18 protein-coding genes are annotated in these 19,664 nt (G+C 72.7%); 12 read left to right on the forward strand and 6 right to left on the reverse strand.

Annotation, left to right across the window (positions count from 1 at the left end; translation table 11 throughout):
* From O7616_RS21975 to O7616_RS22030, 12 genes are read left to right on the forward strand one after another with little or no spacing between them, the layout of a single operon-like run.
* Positions 1–486: a phage tail protein gene (locus O7616_RS21975; RefSeq protein ID WP_282259210.1), complete on the forward strand. Its 486-nt coding sequence runs from the start codon at positions 1–3 to the stop codon at positions 484–486.
* Positions 461–1,993 carry a hypothetical protein gene (locus O7616_RS21980; RefSeq protein WP_282303707.1) on the forward strand — a complete coding sequence of 511 codons (1,533 nt, stop codon included), beginning with the start codon at positions 461–463 and terminating at the stop codon, positions 1,991–1,993. Before O7616_RS21975 ends, O7616_RS21980 begins: the two co-directional genes overlap by 26 nt.
* Positions 1,993–2,859, forward strand: coding sequence for a hypothetical protein (locus O7616_RS21985; RefSeq protein WP_282303708.1), 867 nt, complete (start codon positions 1,993–1,995; stop codon positions 2,857–2,859). The genes O7616_RS21980 and O7616_RS21985 overlap by 1 nt, the downstream gene beginning before the upstream one ends.
* Complete coding sequence (locus O7616_RS21990; protein WP_282303709.1) at positions 2,856–4,448, forward strand: contractile injection system protein, VgrG/Pvc8 family; 1,593 nt, start codon at positions 2,856–2,858, stop codon at positions 4,446–4,448. Before O7616_RS21985 ends, O7616_RS21990 begins: the two co-directional genes overlap by 4 nt.
* Complete coding sequence (locus O7616_RS21995; protein WP_282259202.1) at positions 4,448–4,786, forward strand: hypothetical protein; 339 nt, start codon at positions 4,448–4,450, stop codon at positions 4,784–4,786. Before O7616_RS21990 ends, O7616_RS21995 begins: the two co-directional genes overlap by 1 nt.
* The gene (locus O7616_RS22000; RefSeq protein ID WP_282303710.1) at positions 4,783–5,217 is read left to right on the forward strand and encodes a GPW/gp25 family protein; all 435 of its coding nucleotides are present in this window, start codon (positions 4,783–4,785) and stop codon (positions 5,215–5,217) included. The genes O7616_RS21995 and O7616_RS22000 overlap by 4 nt, the downstream gene beginning before the upstream one ends.
* Entirely contained in the window at positions 5,214–7,865 is a 2,652-nt protein-coding gene (locus O7616_RS22005; RefSeq protein ID WP_282303711.1) for a putative baseplate assembly protein, read from the forward strand. The genes O7616_RS22000 and O7616_RS22005 overlap by 4 nt, the downstream gene beginning before the upstream one ends.
* On the forward strand, positions 7,846–8,361 hold the full coding sequence (locus O7616_RS22010) for a phage tail protein (RefSeq protein ID WP_282259199.1): 516 nt from the start codon (positions 7,846–7,848) through the stop codon (positions 8,359–8,361). The genes O7616_RS22005 and O7616_RS22010 overlap by 20 nt, the downstream gene beginning before the upstream one ends.
* Positions 8,358–9,281 (forward strand): hypothetical protein, encoded by a 924-nt coding sequence (locus O7616_RS22015; RefSeq protein WP_282303712.1) that lies wholly within the window; start codon positions 8,358–8,360, stop codon positions 9,279–9,281. Before O7616_RS22010 ends, O7616_RS22015 begins: the two co-directional genes overlap by 4 nt.
* Positions 9,278–9,739, forward strand: a complete 462-nt coding sequence (locus tag O7616_RS22020) for a hypothetical protein (RefSeq protein ID WP_282303713.1) — start codon at positions 9,278–9,280, stop codon at positions 9,737–9,739. The genes O7616_RS22015 and O7616_RS22020 overlap by 4 nt, the downstream gene beginning before the upstream one ends.
* A gap of 20 nt (positions 9,740–9,759) precedes the next feature.
* On the forward strand, positions 9,760–10,515 hold the full coding sequence (locus O7616_RS22025) for a hypothetical protein (RefSeq protein ID WP_282303714.1): 756 nt from the start codon (positions 9,760–9,762) through the stop codon (positions 10,513–10,515).
* 50 nt (positions 10,516–10,565) lie between these two features.
* Positions 10,566–11,471, forward strand: coding sequence for a hypothetical protein (locus O7616_RS22030; RefSeq protein WP_348773829.1), 906 nt, complete (start codon positions 10,566–10,568; stop codon positions 11,469–11,471).
* 47 nt (positions 11,472–11,518) lie between these two features.
* On the opposite strand, the gene O7616_RS22035 is transcribed toward O7616_RS22030, so the two are convergent.
* From O7616_RS22035 to O7616_RS22060, 6 genes are all read right to left on the reverse strand, one after another.
* Positions 11,519–11,986: a hypothetical protein gene (locus O7616_RS22035; protein WP_282303715.1), complete on the reverse strand. Its 468-nt coding sequence runs from the start codon at positions 11,984–11,986 to the stop codon at positions 11,519–11,521.
* 35 nt (positions 11,987–12,021) lie between these two features.
* Complete coding sequence (locus O7616_RS22040) at positions 12,022–16,107, reverse strand: polymorphic toxin-type HINT domain-containing protein (protein ID WP_282303716.1); 4,086 nt, start codon at positions 16,105–16,107, stop codon at positions 12,022–12,024.
* A 160-nt stretch (positions 16,108–16,267) separates the two neighbouring features.
* Positions 16,268–17,158: a PmoA family protein gene (locus O7616_RS22045; protein ID WP_282303717.1), complete on the reverse strand. Its 891-nt coding sequence runs from the start codon at positions 17,156–17,158 to the stop codon at positions 16,268–16,270.
* Complete coding sequence (locus O7616_RS22050; protein WP_282303718.1) at positions 17,155–17,811, reverse strand: hypothetical protein; 657 nt, start codon at positions 17,809–17,811, stop codon at positions 17,155–17,157. Before O7616_RS22050 ends, O7616_RS22045 begins: the two co-directional genes overlap by 4 nt.
* Positions 17,795–18,676, reverse strand: coding sequence for a carbohydrate ABC transporter permease (locus O7616_RS22055; protein WP_282303719.1), 882 nt, complete (start codon positions 18,674–18,676; stop codon positions 17,795–17,797). The genes O7616_RS22050 and O7616_RS22055 overlap by 17 nt, the downstream gene beginning before the upstream one ends.
* Positions 18,676–19,659: a sugar ABC transporter permease gene (locus O7616_RS22060; RefSeq protein WP_282303720.1), complete on the reverse strand. Its 984-nt coding sequence runs from the start codon at positions 19,657–19,659 to the stop codon at positions 18,676–18,678. The genes O7616_RS22055 and O7616_RS22060 overlap by 1 nt, the downstream gene beginning before the upstream one ends.
* Between the last annotated feature and the right edge of the window lie 5 nt (positions 19,660–19,664).

Genomic DNA, 19,664 nt, shown 5'->3' on the forward strand with positions numbered 1-19,664 from the left:
ATGCCCACCCCAGCCACCCCGCAGCAGCCCGGCGCGCCGGTCGACCCGTACCGGGCGTACAACTTCCGGCTGCTCATCAACGGGGTCACGAACGGCCACTTCACCGAGATGACCGGCCTGGAGGTGAACATCCCCGGGCAGCCGTACCGGGAGCACGGCCTGGGCCGGATGCGGATGGTGCCCGGGCAGGCCGAGTACGAGCCGGTGACGTTGCACTTCGGCCTCACCGCCTCCCGCGAGCTGTGGGACTGGGTGAACGCCACCGCGCAGGGCACCCTCAACCGCCGCAACGTCTCCGTGGTGCTGCTCGACTCGGTCGGCACCGCGGAGGTGCTGCGCTGGAACCTGATCGACGCCTGGCCCACCCGGTGGCGTGGCGCGCACCTCAACACCCTCAGCCACGAGATCGCCATCGCCTCGTTGACCCTGCGCTACGAGGGCCTGGAGCTGGAGACCGGCGGTGCCGCCGCGCCGGCACCCGCGTAGCTGGCTGGCCGGGCGGCTGCGCTCGGCCGCCGGCGCGGTCCAGCGCCTCGCCGGACGGGTCGAGCCCGCCGGGCGAACCCGTCCGGAGCCCCCGCCGGACCCGCCACGCCGCTTCGGGGAGCCCCCGCAGCACTGGCTGGACCTGGTCGCCGCGCACGCCCCCGGCCTGCTGCGCGACCTGGACCTCGACACCTCCCCGGCCGACGCCGGACGGGCCCTGGTCGGCGACGACCGGACGCGCGGACCCGGCACCGACGGCGCGGTGCCGGACGGGCCGAGCCGATCGTCGACCGCGGACTGGCCCGGCGGCTCGGTCGGCGAGTGGTCCCGGCCGTCCGCCGGACGTCGTGCCGTCGGGACCGACGGCGGGTTCGGCGACACCATCGGCACCAGGTCCTCGGCTCAAACCGGTGGTCGCCGCCGGCCGCCCGACGGGAGGGGCGGCCGCACCGCACCGCACGGCACCGCGACGCCGGGTGGCGCCGCGACCGGGGTCGGCCCCGTCCCGGTGGCCGACGGGGGAACCGGGACCGACCACAGCACCGCAACCGACCACGGAACGGCAGACGACCACGGAACGGCAGACGACCACGGAACGGCGGGCGTCCACGGGACGGCCGGCGGCCTCGGGGCGCCGGGCCGTCGCGGGGAGGTCGGCGATCCCGGCGTGGCGGGCAGTTCCGGCATCGCGGGGATTCACGGCATCACCGGGACCTACGGCGACGGGTCACGCCCGGTGGGCGGGGCCGGGCGGTCGGCCGGTTCGTGGTCAGCAGGCGAGACCGCCGGGTCGAGCGGCCCGACCGGCGGCCCGGCGCCCGGCCACGCCGGCGGCCCGGCGCCCGGCCAGGTTGGCGGCCCGGCGCCCGGCCACGCCGGCGGCCACACCCCGGACGACCCGGGAGCTTTCGGCCGGCGCCTCGCTGAGCCGGACGGGCGCGGACCGGGCCGGGCGCGGATCGATCGGCTCGACTCGCCCTTCGGGCGAAGTGCGGCGACCGGACCGGTCACACCCCACGGGTCGACGCCACGGGGTGACACCGCGGACGGGTGGAACCCGTCGGGCTACTCCCCCACCGTCGCCTCCGGCGGGATCGCGAACGTCGACCTCTTCGGACAGGGTCGCCGTTCCCGACCCACTCCTGCGGCCGTCGGCGACGTCGGGCGGTTCGGGCGTACGGCGGTCGGGGTCGACGGTCAGTGGCCGGCCCTACCCGGCGAACCGGGCCGGTCCGACCAGCGACCTCCCGACCAGGCGGCCGACCAGCGGTTCGGGCGGCACGCTCTTCGGCCGGACGGGTGGCGGGGCAGCGACAGCACAACGCTCGACGGCATCGCGCGTGACCCGGGCGGCGGGCACTGGCCGGTGAGCACCGCGTTCCGGTCGTCCGAAGCAGGCGACCCGTGGCCGTCGCTGCCGGACGACGGGGCGGTGTGGACGGTGCCGGGTGACCCGCTGGACGCCGCCCATCTGGATCGGCTGGACCGGGAACAGGCGGGCGACTGATGGAACGGGTGGCCTTCCTCATCGACTCCTCCGGGGAGCGGGTGGACTGCCTGCTCAATCCGGAGACCGTGCAGGTGACCCGACTCGCCGGCGTACGCCGTCGGGGTGCCGCCGGCGGGCAGCTCACTGGGTCCGGGCTGGCCGACGACCCGCTGGTCTTCACCGGCGGCGGCCGGACCGAGCTGGTGCTCGACCTGCTCTTCGACGTCGACTTCGTGGAGGCGCAGGTCCGTCCGGCCGACGTGCGGGTGCTGACCCGCCCGCTGTGGATGCTGGCGGAGAACTCCGCCGTCGAGCATGGCTGGCTGCGACCTCCGCTGGTGCGGTTGGTCTGGGGCAAGACCTGGAACGTGCCCGGCGTGATCGTCGCGGTCGCGGAGCGGTTCGACGCGTTCACCGGCACCGGGTCGCCCCGGCGATCCTGGCTGCGGCTGAAGCTGGTCCGCGCCGCCGAGTCGGCCGACCAGGCGCAGGCCGGCTTCGAGGAGGAGTTGGCCGCGGCGAGCACACCGACCGCCGCGCCGGGCAGCGCGGTGATCGCCGCCGGCGACGGCGCGGCCGAGCCGGGCCGTTCCGGGGTGCGCTTCGACCTGCTGGCCAACGACGCGCTCGGCTCGCCGCTGCGCTGGCGTCTGCTCGCCGAACACAACCGGATCACCGACCCCCTCGCCGTTCCAGCCGGTACGACCCTGGCGGTCCCACCACCGGCACCGACCGCCGCGACGGCGACGGCGGTGACCGGGGCCGCGCGGGCGCTGGCCGGGGCGGTGGGTGCCGGCGCGGCGTTCGTCGGAGCGTCGATCGCCACCGCGCCTGCCGCCTGGGGTGCGGCGACCGGCCCCACGCCGACCGGGGGTACGCCGTGACGAGCGTCGCGCCCCGGGCGTTGACGGTCAGCCTCGACGGCGTCGAGCTGACCGACGCGGCCCGTCAGCGGATCCGCTCGCTGCGTGTGGCGGCACGCCTCGACCAGCCCACCCAGGCCGAGCTGGTGCTCGCCACGACCCCCGGGGCCGGCGCGTTCGACCCGGCGGTCCGTCCCGGCACGACGCTCGACGTGCGGCTGGCCGATCACGCCGATGCCCTGTTCGGCGGGGAGGTCACCGCGGTGGAGGTCGACTACGCGGCGGACGGTGCCGCGCTGCTGCGGCTGCGCGCGTACGACCGGCTGCACCGGCTGCGCAAGCGCCAGGGGTTGCGGGTGTTCACCGCGGTCACCGCCGTGGAGCTGGCCCGGGAGTTGTGCGACGAGGTGGGGCTGACGGTGACCGCCGACGTCGACGGGCCACGGGTGGAACGGCTGGCGCAGCACCGGCACAGCGATCTGGAGCTGCTGCGGGAGGTGGCCGGGCGGGCCGGGCTGCACCTGGCCGCCGACGGTGACGGGGTCCGGTTGGTCACGCTCGCCGGTTACGGGGAGCCGGTCGCGTTGACCCTCGGCGCGGGCGTGCACACGCTGCGACTGTCCACGAACGCCGACCAGGCCGGTGGCGCGAGCGTGGCGCTGGGCTGGCACCCGCAGCGGGCCGAGGTGATCAGCCAGCAGGCCGACGAGGCGCGCTGCGGCCGGTCCGCCGACGACCGCCCGGACCCGGCCGACGTGGGCGCCGGTGGGGTGCGTACCGCCGTGGACCAGCCCGGCCGCAGCGACGACGAGTTGGCGGCGTTGGCCCAGGCCCGGCTGGACACCCGGGCGGCGGCACTGGTCACCGCCGAGGGGGTGGCCGAGGGCGATCCGGCGCTACGGCCGGGCCGGCGGATCGACCTGAGTGGTGTGCCGGACCCGGTCGCCGGGGCGTACGTGCTGACCGAGGTGATCCACACGGTGGACGGCGACGGGCACCTGACCCGGTTCTCCACGATGCCACCGGTGCCGCCACCGGCTCCGACCGGCGGCGCGGTGGTCACCCTGGGCTCGGTCACCGACGTCGCCGACCCGGACGGGTTGGGGCGGGTCCGGTTGACCCTGCCCGCGTACGGGGACCTGGACGCCGGCTGGCTCGCCGTGCTCTGCCCCGGCGCGGGGCGGGGCAAGGGCCTGGTGGCGCTCCCCGACCCGGACGACACCGTGCTGGTGGTGCTGCCCGGTGGCGAGCCGGCCTCGGGCATCGTGCTCGGTTCGTTGTTCGGCGCCGTCGAGCCGTACGACGCGGGCATCGACGACGGGCGGGCACGCCGGTGGACGATGCGGACCGCCGGGGGGCAGTCGATAGTCGTCGACGACGTGAACCGCAGTCTGCGGCTCGCCACCGAGGGCGGCAGCTTCCTGGAACTGACCCCGGATCTGGCCACGTTGCACGCGGCGTCCGACCTGGTGATCTCCGCACCCGGCCGGGCGATGGTGGTGCGCGCCCGCAGCGTGGACTTCCTGCACGCCGAGTCGACCGAGACCCCGGCGACGGCGGCGGAGCAGGCCCGTTCCCTCGCCCGCGCCCACCACGAAGGAGGTGGCTGATGCGCTGGATCCACCGTGACTCCGTGATCACCTGCGACCACGACGGCCGGGTCGAGAACCGACCGTCGCGGGAGTGGGTGACGGTCACCGGCGTTCCGGTGCTGGTCGACGACGACCCGGAGGGACGCGACATCGTCGCCTGCCCGAACTACGGCCCGACCATCAAGCCGTGCACGACGACGCTGACCGTCCGGGTCGGCTACAGCGACTGGGTCCGCGTCGACGGGCACCGGGTGGTGCTCTCCCACCTGTCGGGGTTCACCAACGGCACGCCACCGGGTCTGGTCAAGCACACCGTGCGGGACCCGCGCCAACAGTTCCTGGGAGCGGACCGGTGAGGGCCTTCCGCTTCGTCGGCGCCGGCTTCGACGCCGGCCGGACCGGCGGGTTGGCGCTCACCGCGGCCGGTGGCCTGGCGATGACCGAGGGCGACGAGAGCGTACGCCAGGCGCTGTTCCTGCTTTTGTCGACCACGCCGGGCGAGCGGCTGATGCGACCCGGGTACGGGTCCCGGTTGCACCGCCTGGTCTTCGCGCCCAACGACGACACCACGGCCGGGCTGGCCATCCACTACGTCCGGCAGGCCATCGCCCGGTGGGAGCCCCGGGTCGAGGTGATCGACGTGGACGCCGGGCCGGACCCGGACGACGCGTGGCGGCTGGTGATCCGGTTGGACTACCGCGTGCGGACCAGCCTCACACCCGGGCAGTTGGTCTTCTCCGTGGACCTGCTCCCGGCCGACGAGCCCGCCCAGGGAGGACCCTCATGACACTGCCCGTGCCGCACCTGGACGATCGCGGCTTCCTCGACCTGGTCAGCGAGGCCCGGGAACGGATCCGGCAGTCCTGCCCGGCCTGGACCGACCTGTCGGCGCACGACCCCGGCATGGCGCTGGTGGAGGCGTTCGCGCACCTGACCGAGGTCATGATCTACCGGCTGAACCAGTTGCCGGAGAAGGCGTACGTCTCGTTCCTGAACCTGCTCGGGGTCGCCCGGCACGCACCCACCGCCGCTTGGGCGGACGTCCGGTTCACCCGGACCGGCACCGACCGCGCGGCGGTCCGGATCCCCGCCGGTCTGCGGGTCGCGGCGGCTCGCGGGGCGGACCCCCGGCCGGTCGTGTTCGTCACCACCGAACCGGCGCTGCTGCCCGCCGACGAGACGTCGGTGACGGTACGGATGCACCACTGCGAGACGGTCGAGGCGGAGCTGCTCGGTGTCGGCACCGGCCAGCCGGGTCAGGTGCTGCGGGCCGCCCACGCGCCGTTGGCGCACACCGCCGAACCGCTGGACCTGCTGCTCGGCGTGGAGGTGCCGACCGGCACCGTCGAGTTGGGCGCGGCGGCCCGCGAGCACGACGGCCGCACGTTCGAGATCTGGCAGCCGGTGGACAGCTTCGCCGGGCTCGGCCCCCAGTCGAAGGCGTACCTGGTCGACCGCTGCTCGGGCACTGTCACCTTCGCCCCGGCCCTGGACCTGCGACCTCCCGCCGCGCCGCCCGACGCCACCGCACCGTCCCCGGCGGACGCCCCGACGCCGGTGACCGTCGCGGCCGTGCCCCCGGCCGGGCGGCAGGTCCGGCTCTGGTACCGGTCCGGCGGCGGGCCCACCGGCAACGTGGCGGCGGGCACCCTGACCAGCCTGCGCGACCCCCTGCCCGGGGTGAAGGTCGACAACCTGGCTCCGGCCGCCGGCGGCCGCGAGATGGAGGCGTTGGAGTCGGTGCTGCTGCGCGGCCCGTACGAGTTCTTCGCCCAACAGCGGGCGGTGACCGCTCGCGACTTCGAGGTGCTCGCCACCAGCTCCGGCGCGGTGGCGCGGGCCCGGGCCTTCACCCGCGCGGCGGTGTACAGCTTCGCCCGGCCGGGTGAGGTCGAGGTGGTGCTGGTGCCGTACGTGCCGCCGACGGCCCGCCCCAACGGCCGCCTGCCGGTGGCGGTGCTGCGCGAGCACGAGGTGCCCGAGGCGCGGCACCGGGTCGAGGCGGACCTGGAGGAACGCCGGATGGTCGGCATCCGGTCCCGGGCGACCTGGGCCCGTTTCAAGGCGGTGTCGGTGCGGGCCCGGGTGGTGGTCCGGCGCGAGGAGGACGTGGACGCCGTCCGCAGCCGCATCCACGACCGGCTGCACCAGACGCTGAGTCCGCTGCCGACCGCGCTCAACCCGACGGGTTGGCCCTTCGGAGAGCCGCTGCGGGCGTCCAACGTGTACCGGTTGCTGGAGCACGCCGAGCCGGGTGTGCGCTACGTCGAGTCGGTCCGGTTCGTGGTCGACGAGGCCCCCGACGCGGAGGTCCGCGCCCTGGCCGTGGACCAGTACCAGCCGCGCACCTGGTACGCGGGGCGCGGCCCGGTGGTGTTCCGCTCCAGCAACGGCGGCGCGGGGTGGGAACCGGCGGGCCGCTTCGAGGACGAGACGGTGCTGCGGGTGGCACCCGCTCCCGCGCCGGTCCGGCCGGGCATCGTGGCGCGTCCCGGCTCGGTGGCCGTGGTGACGCTGCGCGCCTCCGGCGGCTCCCGGGTGCACCTGAGCACCGACCTGGGCGAGACGTGGTCCCTGCTCACCGACCTGGACTCGCGGATCTCCGACGTGGCCTGGCTGGACCGCGACGGCGCGGGCGCGCTGCTGGTGGCCACCGACACCGGCCTGTACGAGGTGTCGTTGCTGCCCGGGGCGGTGCCGTTGCAGATCCTGGTCGACCCGTCCGACGCCGACCGGGGGTTCTACGCGGTGCGCACGTTCGTCTCGGAGCGGGGCGCGCCGGGCGTCGCGGTGGCCGCGCAGGCGAGCTTCGGGGTGTACCTGTCGACGGCCGGTGGCCGACCCGGCAGCTTCACCCACGTCGGGCTGTCGAACGTGGACAACCGGGTCCTCGCCGTGCAGTACGACGGCCCGGCCACGCTGCTGTGGAGCGGGGCCGGTGAGCCGGACCCGAAGAAGCCGGGCCAGGGCTGTCATCGCACCCGGCTGTTCGAGTCCGACGTGAAGTGGCAGTCGACGCAGTCCGGCTGGATCGGTGGCACCTGCCGGGACCTGGCGTTCGCCGGGTCGTTGGCGGTGGCGGCCACGCAGAGCGGCGGGGTGCTGCGGCTGGACACCCTGGCCACCCAGCCGCAGTGGCAGCCGGTGTCGGTCAACTGCGGGCTGCCGCTGCGGGACCGGACCCGGTTCGTGCCGGTCGACGCCATCGCGGTGAACGGTCCGGCGACCGGCGGGGGCGGCGGTTCCGGTGCGGCGGAGCGGTTGATCCTCGCCGGTGGTGAGCGTGGTGTGTACCGCAGTGCCACGGCCGTCGACTGGACGCCCAGCGCCAACCAGGCCACCGCCGACGTGGTGACCGTTCCGGATACCTGGCTGCTCTGCTCCGGCGAGCACGACATCGAGGTGGTGCGCCAGGATGCGACGCTCGGCGATTGAACGGCTGTTGCCCGCCGCCTACCAGCGCGCCTGCGTGCCCGGCAGCGTGCTCTGGACACTGCTGGACGTCATGGAGGCACTGCACGCCCCGGACGAGGCGATCCTCGCCGAGGTGGACGCCCTGTTCGACCCGTACCGGGCGCCGGACGGGTTGGTCGTGCGATTGACCGGCTGGGTGGCGATGGACCACGTGGTGGCGTCTCCCCGGCCGGACACCCCGCTGCCGCTGCCGGTGGGTCGGCTGCGGGACCTGGTGGCCGACGCCGCGCTGCTGGCCCGGTGGCGCGGCACCCCGTACGGGATCCGCCGGGCCCTCGAACTGGCCACCGGAATGGTGGGTTTCACGATCGACGAGCCCGCCGAGCAGCCCTTCCACGTGGTGGTACGGGTGCCGGCGGCCGCCGCCGGTCAACTCGCCGTGATCACCCGCATCGTCGAGGCGGAGAAGCCCGCCTCGACGACCGTCGAGATCGTCCTGGAAGAGGAGTCGTCATGACCACCGAGTGGGCGGTCGTCGCCGCCGCCGAACAGTTCACGCTCGACCCGCGCAACAGCGGTGAGCTGACGTTCACCGTCTCCAACCCGGGCAACGCGCCGGACACCGTGGTGTTCGACGTGGCCCCCGGTGACGGGTCCCAGCGGGCGTGGTTCACCGTGGCCGAGCCGCAGCGGGTGGTACCCGGGCAGGGCTCGGTGTCGTTCCTGGTCAAACTCGCCGTGCCGGCCGGCACCGCCCCCCGGCGCTACGACATGACCGGGTTCGCGTACTCGGCGAACACCGCGCCGGAGGAGAGTTCCCGCTCCAGCGGCCGGGTCACCTACGAGGTGCGGGCGGTCGCGCCGCCGCGGCGTACCCCCTGGTTGTGGATCGCCGCCGCGGCGGCGTTGGTGTTGGTGGTGGTGACCGTGGGAGTCGTCCTGCTGACCCGCGACTCGGGCCCGGGTGAGCCGCGGGTGGTCACCGTCGAGGCGGAGAGCCTGGTCGACGGCGCCACCGTGGAGTCGCCGAGCAAGAGCAAGGCGACGGTGACGGCGCAGCCGGACTGCTGTGAGGTGACCTGGTCCGGCGGCGAGCAACTGTTCTTCCAGGGCCTGGCGATCGGCGACAAGGTGACGGTGACGGTGCAGATCCCGGCCGACGGCACCTGGCGGTTCGCGGCGGTGCGCACCACCGCCCTCGACTACGCCAACACCGTCTTCGTCATCGACGGCAACCAGGTCGGCGGCACGTTCCTCGGCTTCACGCCGACGGTGCGCAAGACGGATTTCCTGGACGTCGGCACGGTCCAGCTCACCAGGGGCGCGCACCAGGTCACCCTGCTGGTGGTCGGCAAGACGCAGGGCACCAACCGCTACTTCGCCGGCGTCGACGTGCTCCGGTTCAGCGAGGTCGTGTCACCGGCCGCCGCGCGATGAGCGGCCGGCAGAAGGCGCTGCTGGGCGTGCTCGCCGTCCTGCTGGTGGCGCTGTTCGTGGTCGCGGTCGGGGCGGGCCGCGACGACCGGGGTGATCCGGGCGCCCGACACGGGCTGGTCGACCGGTTGGGGGCGCTCGGCGGCGAGCACGCCACGGTGGACCCGGCCACGGTCAGCGCCGACTGCGTCGAGGAGCCCGGACGGCTGGTCTTCTCGGGCGGTTGCGAGTTGCGGATCGCCGACCCCGGTGGGTTACGCACCCTGGTGCTGCGCAGCGGGGCGCGGTTCACGGTCACCGCGCCGGCCCCGGGCGACGCCGACCTGACCATCCGCGACGAGGTCGAACCGGCCGCGGACGGCACCGGAGCGGTGGCGACCGTCGCCGTCGACAAGGCCACGGTGGTCGGTGTGCGCTGTCCCGGCCTCGGTTCCTGCACTGTCGTCGTGGCGACGTCCTGAGCTGAGTGGAGGGTTCCGCCGTGGGTGACCTGCGTAAACCGTTCCTGCTGCTGGCCATGCTCGCCATCGTGCTGGCGATCGGCGTGGAGTTGGGCGCCGGGCTGCTGATCGGCGGCGGTGACGCCGGTGCGGCCCTCGCGGACAGCGCCGGTTCGTTGGACGTCCAGATCGACGACGTGTCCGGGGTCAGCGAGCCGTCCGGCCGGGGCACCGGCTACCTGGCGTTGATCGACGCGGTGGCGGTCTGGAGCACCGGGCTGTTCTGCCTGGGTCTGCTGCTGCCGGAGCGGATCCAGGGCCGGGTGCAGGGCGTCGCCGGCCTGATCTTCTCGATCATCCTGATCATCGTGGGGCTGATCGCGCTGCTCATCGCGTTCGTGGAACTAATGATCATGGTGTCGCTGTTCCTGGCCGTCCCGTTCGGGACACTGGCGTACCTGGCCCTGTGGGGGTTCTTCCCGGTCGGCGACGCGGCGGTGCTGCTCGGGCTGGTGCTGCTGCTCAAGCTGGTGTGGGCCGGGCTGCTGGTGCTGGCCCAGCCCCGGTTCCTGCAGAACAAGGGCCTCGTCCTGCTGATCCTCACCACCCTGCTCTGCACCGTCGTGCTGGAGTTCCTGCACAACCTGGTGCCGGTGATCCTGGTCAGCATCGTCGACGACGTGGCGGCGCTGGTCTTCGCGATCATCGCGATCATCTGGGGGCTGGTGCTGCTGATCGGTTCGATCCCGGCGATCGTCAAGGCCGTCCGGGTCACCGCCACGCTGCCCGGTCGTTGACGTTCGCGGTATCGGCAGCGCCCACGTGGATTGTCGGTGACCCTGACGGCGTGGACAGGACGCCGGGACGCGAGGCCGTGGAGCTCCTGCTGCCGTTCATGCTGAGCAACCTGGCGATCTGGCTCCGACCGCCGGAGCACGACCGGTGGGGCTGCCCGGCGTGCTGTGCCGGCTGCTCGCCGGCACCCTCACCGTCCCCGGTCATGGCCGCGTCGGCGGTGAGCGTCGGCGCGGCCTTCACCGCGACCCTGGTCTACCGCGTCGCGGACGCTCTCGACCACGGCGCGATCCCCGACCCGATCCGGCCCGACCCGCCGATCGTCGGCCCCGCTGGAGCCGCCGGTGGCCTACTGGTAGGCCGCGCTCGCCGCGTACGTCGCCGACGCCGGCGTGTGGGTGATCAGTCCGCTGGTGATCTGCCTCGTAGTCCTCGGGTTCCGCGCGTACCGGTCCTCCTAGACCGGCGGGCGGTGGCGGTGCTGTGGGACCTCGGCACCTTCCGGCCCCGGACGGTCCACCCGTTCGCGCCGCCCTGTTACGCCGCTCGCGCCGTCCCCGAGCTGGCGAAACGGATCACCGGCCTCGCCGCGCGCGGGCCGGTGGTCATCTCCGGACACCGCCGCGGTTCGGTGCTCGCCGCCGCCACCATCCTGCGACTACCGCCGTCCGTGCTGGCCCGGGTCTCTCTGCCGACCTACGGTTCACCGCTGCGGCGCACCTACGCCCGCCTCGACCCCGCGTACCTGTGGCGCGACACCGACCCGATCGGCGGGCCGATCTTCCCGCAGGACCCGGACGGACCGCTCGGAGACGTCGACCGCCGACTGCGTGATCCCCGCAGCCTGACCATCGAGCCGGCGGACACCGTGCCACCCCCGATCGAACGGCACTGGCCCTACCACACGCAGGCCGCGTACCAGCGTGCCGTGCACGAGTTGATCGACCGCTCCCGCTGACCGCGTCTCGTTGCCCTCGACCGCAGCGACGATCAGCGGGGATGGCGCTACACGTCGGACATGTCGAGCACCGCGATGGCCTCCAGGGTGTACGTCTCCAACTCGTCGAACCAGGGGGGATGAGACCCCCGCCGGCTGAAGAAACGAATCGTGGCGCCCTGGAGCGAGAAGTCCTCGTCATCCACGTCGACATTTATCGCGACGGTCGCCAGGAGCGTTTCCGAGCCCGGCAGGCCACGCGCCTCCGCCAGCATCCGTCGTGCGAAGTGCAGGCCGCGGGATGCCGCCCTGGGCAGGAAGTCGTCAGTCTCGCCACCCAGGTCGGCGAGTGAGACATGGACGTCGTTGATCTCGTACTCGCCGTCGCCCAGGGCGTCCGCCGGGATGTCGCGCAGGCCCTTCGGCCGATGCGCGGCCACGAGGAGCGCACCACTGGGCTCCACCACCCAGCCGGCATCCAGCGTGTCCTGTTCCATCTCTGGAACAGTCGGCTGGTCTGCGGAGAACGCCGCCATGCGGAGCAGGCTCCGCATGGCGGCGTTGGTCCTCATCACGGACGTGGAATCCCCATGAACCTGAATGCCTTGTTGATGGCTTCCTGTGGAATCTGCTTGGCTGCCTTCTTGGAGAGCTCGACGCCCGCCTCGGACACCCATTTGCCGTTGCTCGGATTGTAGTAGTACTTGGTGGTGTCGGCGCCGCGTCCCTTGAACTGAACGTGGAAGGCTGCCGTACCGTCGACACCCGGACGGGGGTTCTCCACGTCCACCCGGATCGACTCGTCGTTGGTGATCCACACGGTCTTGCTCGTAGCCTGCGGTGACGTCGGGGCGGAGGTGACCCGGCAGGCTTCCGGCGGAGCATTGTGGACCAGTACGGACGTGCGGTCCACCGCGACGTAGTACGTGCTGAGGTCGGCGACGCTGAAGTTGTAGACCCTGGTGACCTCGCTACGCGAGGTGCTCCGCTCGACGCGCACCGCCGAGCCGGTGTCGCTCATGAGCCCATCGCCGACCGTCAGCGATCCGGCCTCCACCCACGCGTCGCGCGCTGGCACCCAGATCGGGTGGTTGCTGGTGGCCGTGATCGTCGCCGTTGCCGAGCCGGCCTCACCGTCCACGTCGACGACGAGGTCGACCAGCGCCTTCACACCGACCGTGGTGATCGTGGCGGTCACCACCTTGTTCGCCGTCACACCTGTAGCGGGGTCGGTTGCCCGGACGGTGTCACCGACGACCACGTCCTCGATGCTCCGGCGGGTGCCGTTGGCGAGAAGTACCCGAGTTCCGGCGGTGAAGCTGCTGGTCTTCTTGCAGGCATCGGCGAGCTGCCCGATGATGTTCTTGATATTGCGCAGCTTGTCCGCGTTCTTCACGCCCTTCGCGCCGCTGGCGAGCCAGCCCACCACGGGTACCGTGGCACCGAGTGAGAGCACACCGCCGACCCAGTCGCCGCGTTTGAACGAGATGGCCGAGTCGACGGCGTCACACGCCTCACCGACGCCTGGAATCAGACCACACATGCCGAGAACGAACTGCAACATGTCCAGCAGCAGTTCCGGGTTCTGGTCCACGAAACCCTTGATGTCGGCGAGCATCGCGCAACCAGCCGTGCCGTTGTTCGCCGGCACACTGCACTTGGCCGGATCGACGAGCGCACCGGCGAAGTCCTTGTAGGTGCTCAGACACGTCTTGGACAACGCGTCCTCGGGAACGAGACAGCTCCAGGTCTTGAAGTCGCCGGCGGCCGTTCCGGTTCCGTCGGCACCCGTGCCGGCCGCGGCACTTCGACGGGCCTCCTCGGCCTGCCGCAACCGGTTCGTGTAGGTCTGGCTGGCCTCCTTCGCCGCCAGTTCCGCGGCGGCGGCATCCGCGCCCGCAGCCTGCGCGTCGGCGCGAGCCTGCGCGGCCGCGCCGTAGGCGCCGTTCGCGTCGTCCCGGGCACGACGTGAGGCAGCGGTAGCAGTCGCTGCGGACCTCGCGGCCTGACCGGCGCTGGCCTGAGCCGAGTTCGCCGCGTCCCGCGCGGTGGTAGCCGACTGCGCCGCCTGGTCAGCGGACCGTTTGGCGTCCGCGGCGGACTGGGCGGCGGAGGTCGCGTAGCCGGCGGCCCTGTTCGCCGCCTCGGCCGCCTTGGTGGCCCAACCGTTGGCCTCGTCGGCGGCCGCGCGCGCCACGGCGGCGACGCGGTTGGCCTCCGCCGCGTCCGCCACGGCGGTCTCCGCGTACTGCTGAGCTTGGGCGATGAGCGCCCGCACCGCCGCGACGTGGGCACTCTGCTCCGCATCCCGCTGCGCCGCCTGATACCGCGACGCGGTGAGGAAGTAGGAGATGTACGAAGGGGGACCGGCCAGCGCGACCTGACCGGCCGCCTTGACCTCCGGCCCGCCCGTCTCGATGATCCGGTACACCTCCAGTCGTTCGTCCGCGGTACGCGCGGAGTGCTGACCCGAACGCAGGAACTGATGCACGTCGGCGGCGCTGCCGTTGAGCGCGGCGGTGGCCGTGGCCTTCACGTTCGGACCTGCGGTCGCCATGATCTGGTAGACCGTCTGTCGGTCCTTGGCAGCCTTGCCCACGTAGTTTCGGGTCCGCAGGAAGGTCTGCACCGCCGTGTCGTCGCCGGTCAACGCGGCCTGCGCGGCAGTTTTCTCCGCCCCGTCAGGCAGCGTGTCGACCAGGTTCCACACTCGGGCACGATCGTCCTGCCCGACCGCGAGGCGCCGCCCCTCGGTGAGCCACGACCGCAACTCCGTCTCGCCGCCACTCAGCGCGGCCTCGGCGGCGGTCTTCGTCCAGTCTCCGCCCGTCCGTACGAGCGCTACCGCTGCCCGACGACCACGGTCGATGACCACCTCAGCGGACGCACCGGAGGCTGTCGCCTCGTCCAGCAGGGCACGGGTGCCCGAATCGACGCGGTCCTCCTCTGCGGTGTCCCACTGAAGCGACCTGTTCCACTGCGCGAGCAACCCGCCCTGCGCCTTCGTCGCCGCCTCAGCGGTCGACGCATCACGCGCGGCCTGCACACCCTGTTCGGTGGCGTTCACCAGCCGGGCGGCGTCCTCATCGCGTGCCATCTGCTCCAGCGTCACCGCCTGGTTGGCTGCCGTGACCGCCAGGTTCGACGCCTCCACAGCGGCAGCGGCGTGTTTGGCCGACTCCACCGCTGCCACCTCGGCACGGCCGGCTGCGGCTGCGGCTGCTTCGGCCGCCGCAGCGGCAAGCTCGGCATGCTGAGCGGCCTGCGCGGCGAACCGGAAGGCCTCGTCTGACGCCTTCGCAGCCGCCTGCGCGAACGAGTACGCCCGGTCGGCTGCCCGATCTGCTGCGGCAGCCGCCGCACGGGCCTCAGCGGCGGCGTTACGCGAACGCGCCGCCTGCGCCTCGGAGACGCCCGCGTGGCCGCCGGCCTGATCAGCTGCTGCTGCGGCGGCGTCCGCGTTGCCGCTCGCACCCTTCGCCGCCTCGGACGCGACCTTGGCCTGGGCGAGCGCGCGATCCCGCTCTGCTTTCACCTGTTCCAGCTCACGGGCCTTGGCTGCCGCGTTTCGTGCCGCCTCGGCAGCCTGCCGGGCCGCCGCCGCCTTACCGGCGTCGGTGCGAGCGGCAGCGGCGGCGCGCTGTGCGCGGGAGGCTGCCTGCGCAGTCAGTGAGGCGGCAGTGGTGGCGCGGCGAGCCGCGTCCGCCGCAACCCGCGCAGCTCGCATCGCCGCGTTGGATGCACCGATCGCGTCACGCGCGGCGTCGGCGGCGCCCTCGGCAGCGTCAGCCGCCCGCCCCGCCGCAGCGGACGCCTTGGCCGCCGAGCCGCCGGCCGCCCGCGTCTCCGCCTCTGCTCGCTGGGCCGCGGATTTCGCCTCCGCAGCCGCGTTCACCGCCCGGGTCGATGCCTCCGAAGCGGCCAGCGACTCACGGGCCGTCGTCTCACCGGCCTGCTTGGCCTGCTCGGTCAGACTCTTGATGGAGGCCAGTTCGGCGTCCCGAGCCCGGGCCACGAACTGACCGCTCACCAGGAAGTCGCGAAGATCCGCCGGAGTGCCCGCCAACGCCTGCTGTGCCGCGGAGTCCAGAACGGGACCGCTGTTGTTGACACCACCGGTGAGCATCCGTGTCGCGGCCAACCGATCGTCGGCGATCGCGGCCGCGTCTCGACCGTTGGACAGGAAATCGCTGATGTCCTGTGGGGTGCCCGCGAGCGCCCGCTCGGCTGCCGCCCTGGTTGTCGGACCGGCCCCTTCGATCACCCGATAGACCCGCAGTCGCTCGTCCGCCGTGAACGGCACCTCCCATCCGCCGTTGACGAAGTTCTGGACCGCCGCTCGCGATCCCGCGAGGGCCTCCAGCGCCGCGGCCCGGGTGCCCGGTCCGTCCATTCCGGCCAGGACCTGTGCTGCTGCCCTCTCGTCGGCCTGCTGGGCCGCGTCCCGACCTGACTCGATATATGTCGTGAGGTCGGCCTCGGTGCCCAACAGCGCGGCCTCTGCGGCGCGTTGCGTCGAGGGACCACCCTCGACGAAGTCCTCGACTGCCTGCTCCCGGTGCGTCAGCTGGTCCGCAGCGGACGCCGGCGCGCCCGGAACCAGGACCGACCCGATGAGGAGGAGAGCCAGGACTCCCGCGGTGCTCCTACGCCGCAAGGATGGCCTGCGACTCGGCTGTTTTCGGGCAGGATGGATTGACTGTCTCACTGATGGAACCCCCGTGTAGCGTCGATAGTCCACGAGGAGGCTATCGACTGGTCACAATGGCCACAAGGCCACAGCCGACCCGACGAGCATTCGCACAGTCCTATGTCTCTTAACCGACCTGCGGGTTGCGCGAAACAATCGCCGACATCGCCGCGATGGCGGCGGGGTCCAGGGAGCCGTCGGCGACGATCACCGTGTGCCGACCCCGCCGTTCGGTGCCGGCCGCGATGGTGACCGGCCGTTCGAACGCGAACGCCACCCCCACACCCGGGTACATCGCGGTCCGCGTGAACCATCGGTCGCCGTCGCCGAGACCGCCGAAGACCAGGGTGTACGCCCCACCGTCCGGCCCGGTGCCGGTCAGGGCAACCCACGGCTCGGCGGAGCCGTTCACCGTCTCCTCCCCCGTCGCCGAGGCGCTGAACACCGATGCCGGCCCGGTCGAGACGGCTCGCCAGAAGAACCCACCGTAGCCGGCCCCGCCGGGGCGACCGTTGGTGGCCGGGCTACCAAGTCGCACGTCCTGCCCGGCAGGGGCGGTCAGCGTGTAGTCCACCGCCAGCCACCAGGCCGGCAGCCCCCCGGCCGGCCCCTGACCGGCCAACGGGGCGGCGGTGAGCCGGCGGCATTCGGTGAGCAGCACCGAGCCGCGCGCGTCGCGCCACTCCAGCCGGTGGGCCAGTCGCTGGGTCGAGCGCTCCGACCAACCGGTGTGCGCCATGACGCCGTGGTCGTCGCGCCAGGTGTAGCCGACGTCGCGCACATAGGTGCGCCCACCCCAGAGGTTGCTGCCGTTGACGTCCTGCACGGCCAGGGACGCGCCGAGGTGCCAGACGTGGTCGGCGGGGAGCGCGTCGGTGACCACCGTGCCGCCGAGGGTGCGTACCGGGTGCAGGTACGGCCGAGGGCCGTGCCGTGCGTCCAGCTTCGGGTCGATGACGTACCGGGCCACCTCGGTCCCGTCGACCAGCAGCCGCGCCGGCTCCGCCACCCCGCTCACGGCGACTCCGGGTGCGCGGCCGGTGGGCGGCCGGTAAGGGCCGCGGTGATCGGCCGGCGGTTGGCGACGGCGTGCAGGGCGGCCAGCGTGTATCCGGCGAGGATCGGCACCGCGACCGGGGTGACCAGGACGGCGAGCAGCCCGGCCGACGCGACGACCCCGGTGAGCGCCACCCACCGGGTGGGTGCGTCGAGGCAGGCGCGGGCGGCGGAGCGGGCGCACACCCGCCACCGCCCGCCCCCGTTGCCGCCCACCTCGACGACGACCAGCCCGGCGTACCCGGTCAGGCCGACCGCGACCAGCGCCGTCACCAGCAGCGCCACCGGGCCGCCGGGCACCCGGCCGGTGGCCAGCGCGGCCAGGTCGGCGGCGAGCAGCCCGGCCACGGCGAGCGCGAGCAGGCTGACCGGCACCCCGGGCAGCACCGCACGGCCGAACCGGCGCACTGTCGTGGCCGCCGACGGCCAACCGCCGGTACGCGTCCAGTCGTGCAGCGCCGCACTGGCCGTGCCGACCGCCGCGGCGGCGGTGAGCAGCGGCAGGGCGGCGAGGGTCAGCAGGATGCCGAGCAGCGCCAGGTCGGCGGCGTCGCGCAGGACATCGCGCCAGTCCCGCCGCCCGGCAGCGTCGACAGGTTCACCCCTTGATGCCACTGGTGTTGATCCCCTCGACGAGCATCCGTTGGAAGGCGACGAAGAACAGGAAGACCGGCAGCAGTGACAGCACCGACATGGCGAACATCGGCCCGACCGCGCTCTGGCTGGTCGAGTCGATGAAGAGGGTCAGCGCGACCGGCACCGTGTAGTCCTCCAGTTGGGACAGGAAGACCAGTTGTCGGAAGAAGTCGTTCCAGGTCCAGATGAACGAGAAGATCGCCGTGGTGACCAGCGCCGGGCGGCTCAGCGGCAGGATGATGTGCCGGAAGATGCCGAACGGGCCGGCGCCGTCGATCCGGGCCGCCTCGTCCAGCTCACGCGGCACGCCGCGCATGAACTGCACCATCAGGAAGACGAAGAACGCCTCGGTGGCCAGGAACTGCGGGATGAGCAGCGGCAGGTAGGGCCAGTCGCCGCCGACCAGCCCGAGCGTCCGGAAGAGGATGTACTGCGGCACGATCAGGACGTGCTGGGGCAGCAGCAGCGTGCCGATCATGACGGCGAACCACATGCCGCGCAGCCGGAACCGCAGCCGGGCGAAGGCGTACGCGGCGAGCAGGCAGGAGAGCCCGTTGCCGACCACGGTGAGCAGGCTGACCATCGTGCTGTTGAGGAAGAACCGGCCGAAGGTGACGTCGAAGTTGGTCCAGCCGGCGGTGTAGTTGCCGGGGGTGAAGCGGTCGGGCAGCAGCCCGACGTTGTTGACGATCTCCTCCTGGGACTTCACCGAGGTGCCGATCATCCAGATCAACGGGTAGAGCACCACGGCGACGATCGCCAGCAGGATCAGCAGCCGCAGTACGGGCCGACCGCCGGGGCGTCGGCGTGGGCTCGGTGGCGCCGCGGCGGTCGGGGTCGCCATCACCGGTCCTCCCCGTCGGAGTAGTGCACCCAGAACCGCCCGGTGCTGAAGAAGATCGCGGTGATCACCGCGATGGCGAGCAGGAACACCCAGGCCATCGCCGAGGCGTAGCCCATCTCGAGGTCGGTGAAGCCGGTGATGTAGAGGTTCAGCGTGTACATCAGGGTGGAGTCGACCGGGCCGCCGGTGCCGTTGCTGAGCACGAACGCGGCGGTGAAGCCCTGGAAACCGTTGATGGTCTCCAGCACCAGGTTGAAGAAGATGACCGGGGAGAGCATCGGCAGGGTGACGTTGCGGAACTGGCGGAACCGGCCGGCCCCGTCGACCGAGGCGGCCTCGTAGAGTTCGGTGGGCACCTGCTTGAGCCCGGCCAGGAAGATCACCATCGGTGCGCCGAACTGCCAGATGGCCAGCACCATCAGCGTCTCCAGGGCCCAGTCCGGGTCGTTGACCCACGGTTTGCCGGTGATGCCGAAGAGGCTCAACAGCGAGTTGAACGCACCGTCGCGGTTGAACATGTTGACCCAGACGATGGCCAGCGCGACGCTGCCGCCGAGCAGCGACGGCAGGTAGAACAGCCCCCGGAACAGCCCGACGCCGCGCCAGGCGCGGTTGAGCAGCAGGGCCACGCCGAGCGCGGCGGCGAGCTTCAGCGGCACGGCGATCAACGCGAAGGTCACTGTCACCCGGACCGCGTGCCAGTACGACGGGTCGGCGGTGAACATCCGCTCGTAGTTGGCCAGCCCCACCCACCGCACCTCGGAGAACGGGGTGAGGATGTCGTAGTCGGTGAAGCTCAGGTAGAGCGACAACAGCATGGGGACCGCCGTGACACCCATCAGCCCGATGAGCCACGGCGACAGGAAGACGTACCCCGCCAGACCTTCGCTGTGCCGGAGGCGGCCGGGCCCACGCCTGTCGGTGGGGGCCCGGCCGGTTCCGGAGCCGCGTCGGGTCGGGTCGGGCGCCGTGGTCAACGCCACGAACA

Origin of the sequence: Micromonospora sp. WMMD964, from assembly GCF_029581455.1 — a bacterium.
Lineage (GTDB): Bacteria > Actinomycetota > Actinomycetes > Mycobacteriales > Micromonosporaceae > Micromonospora.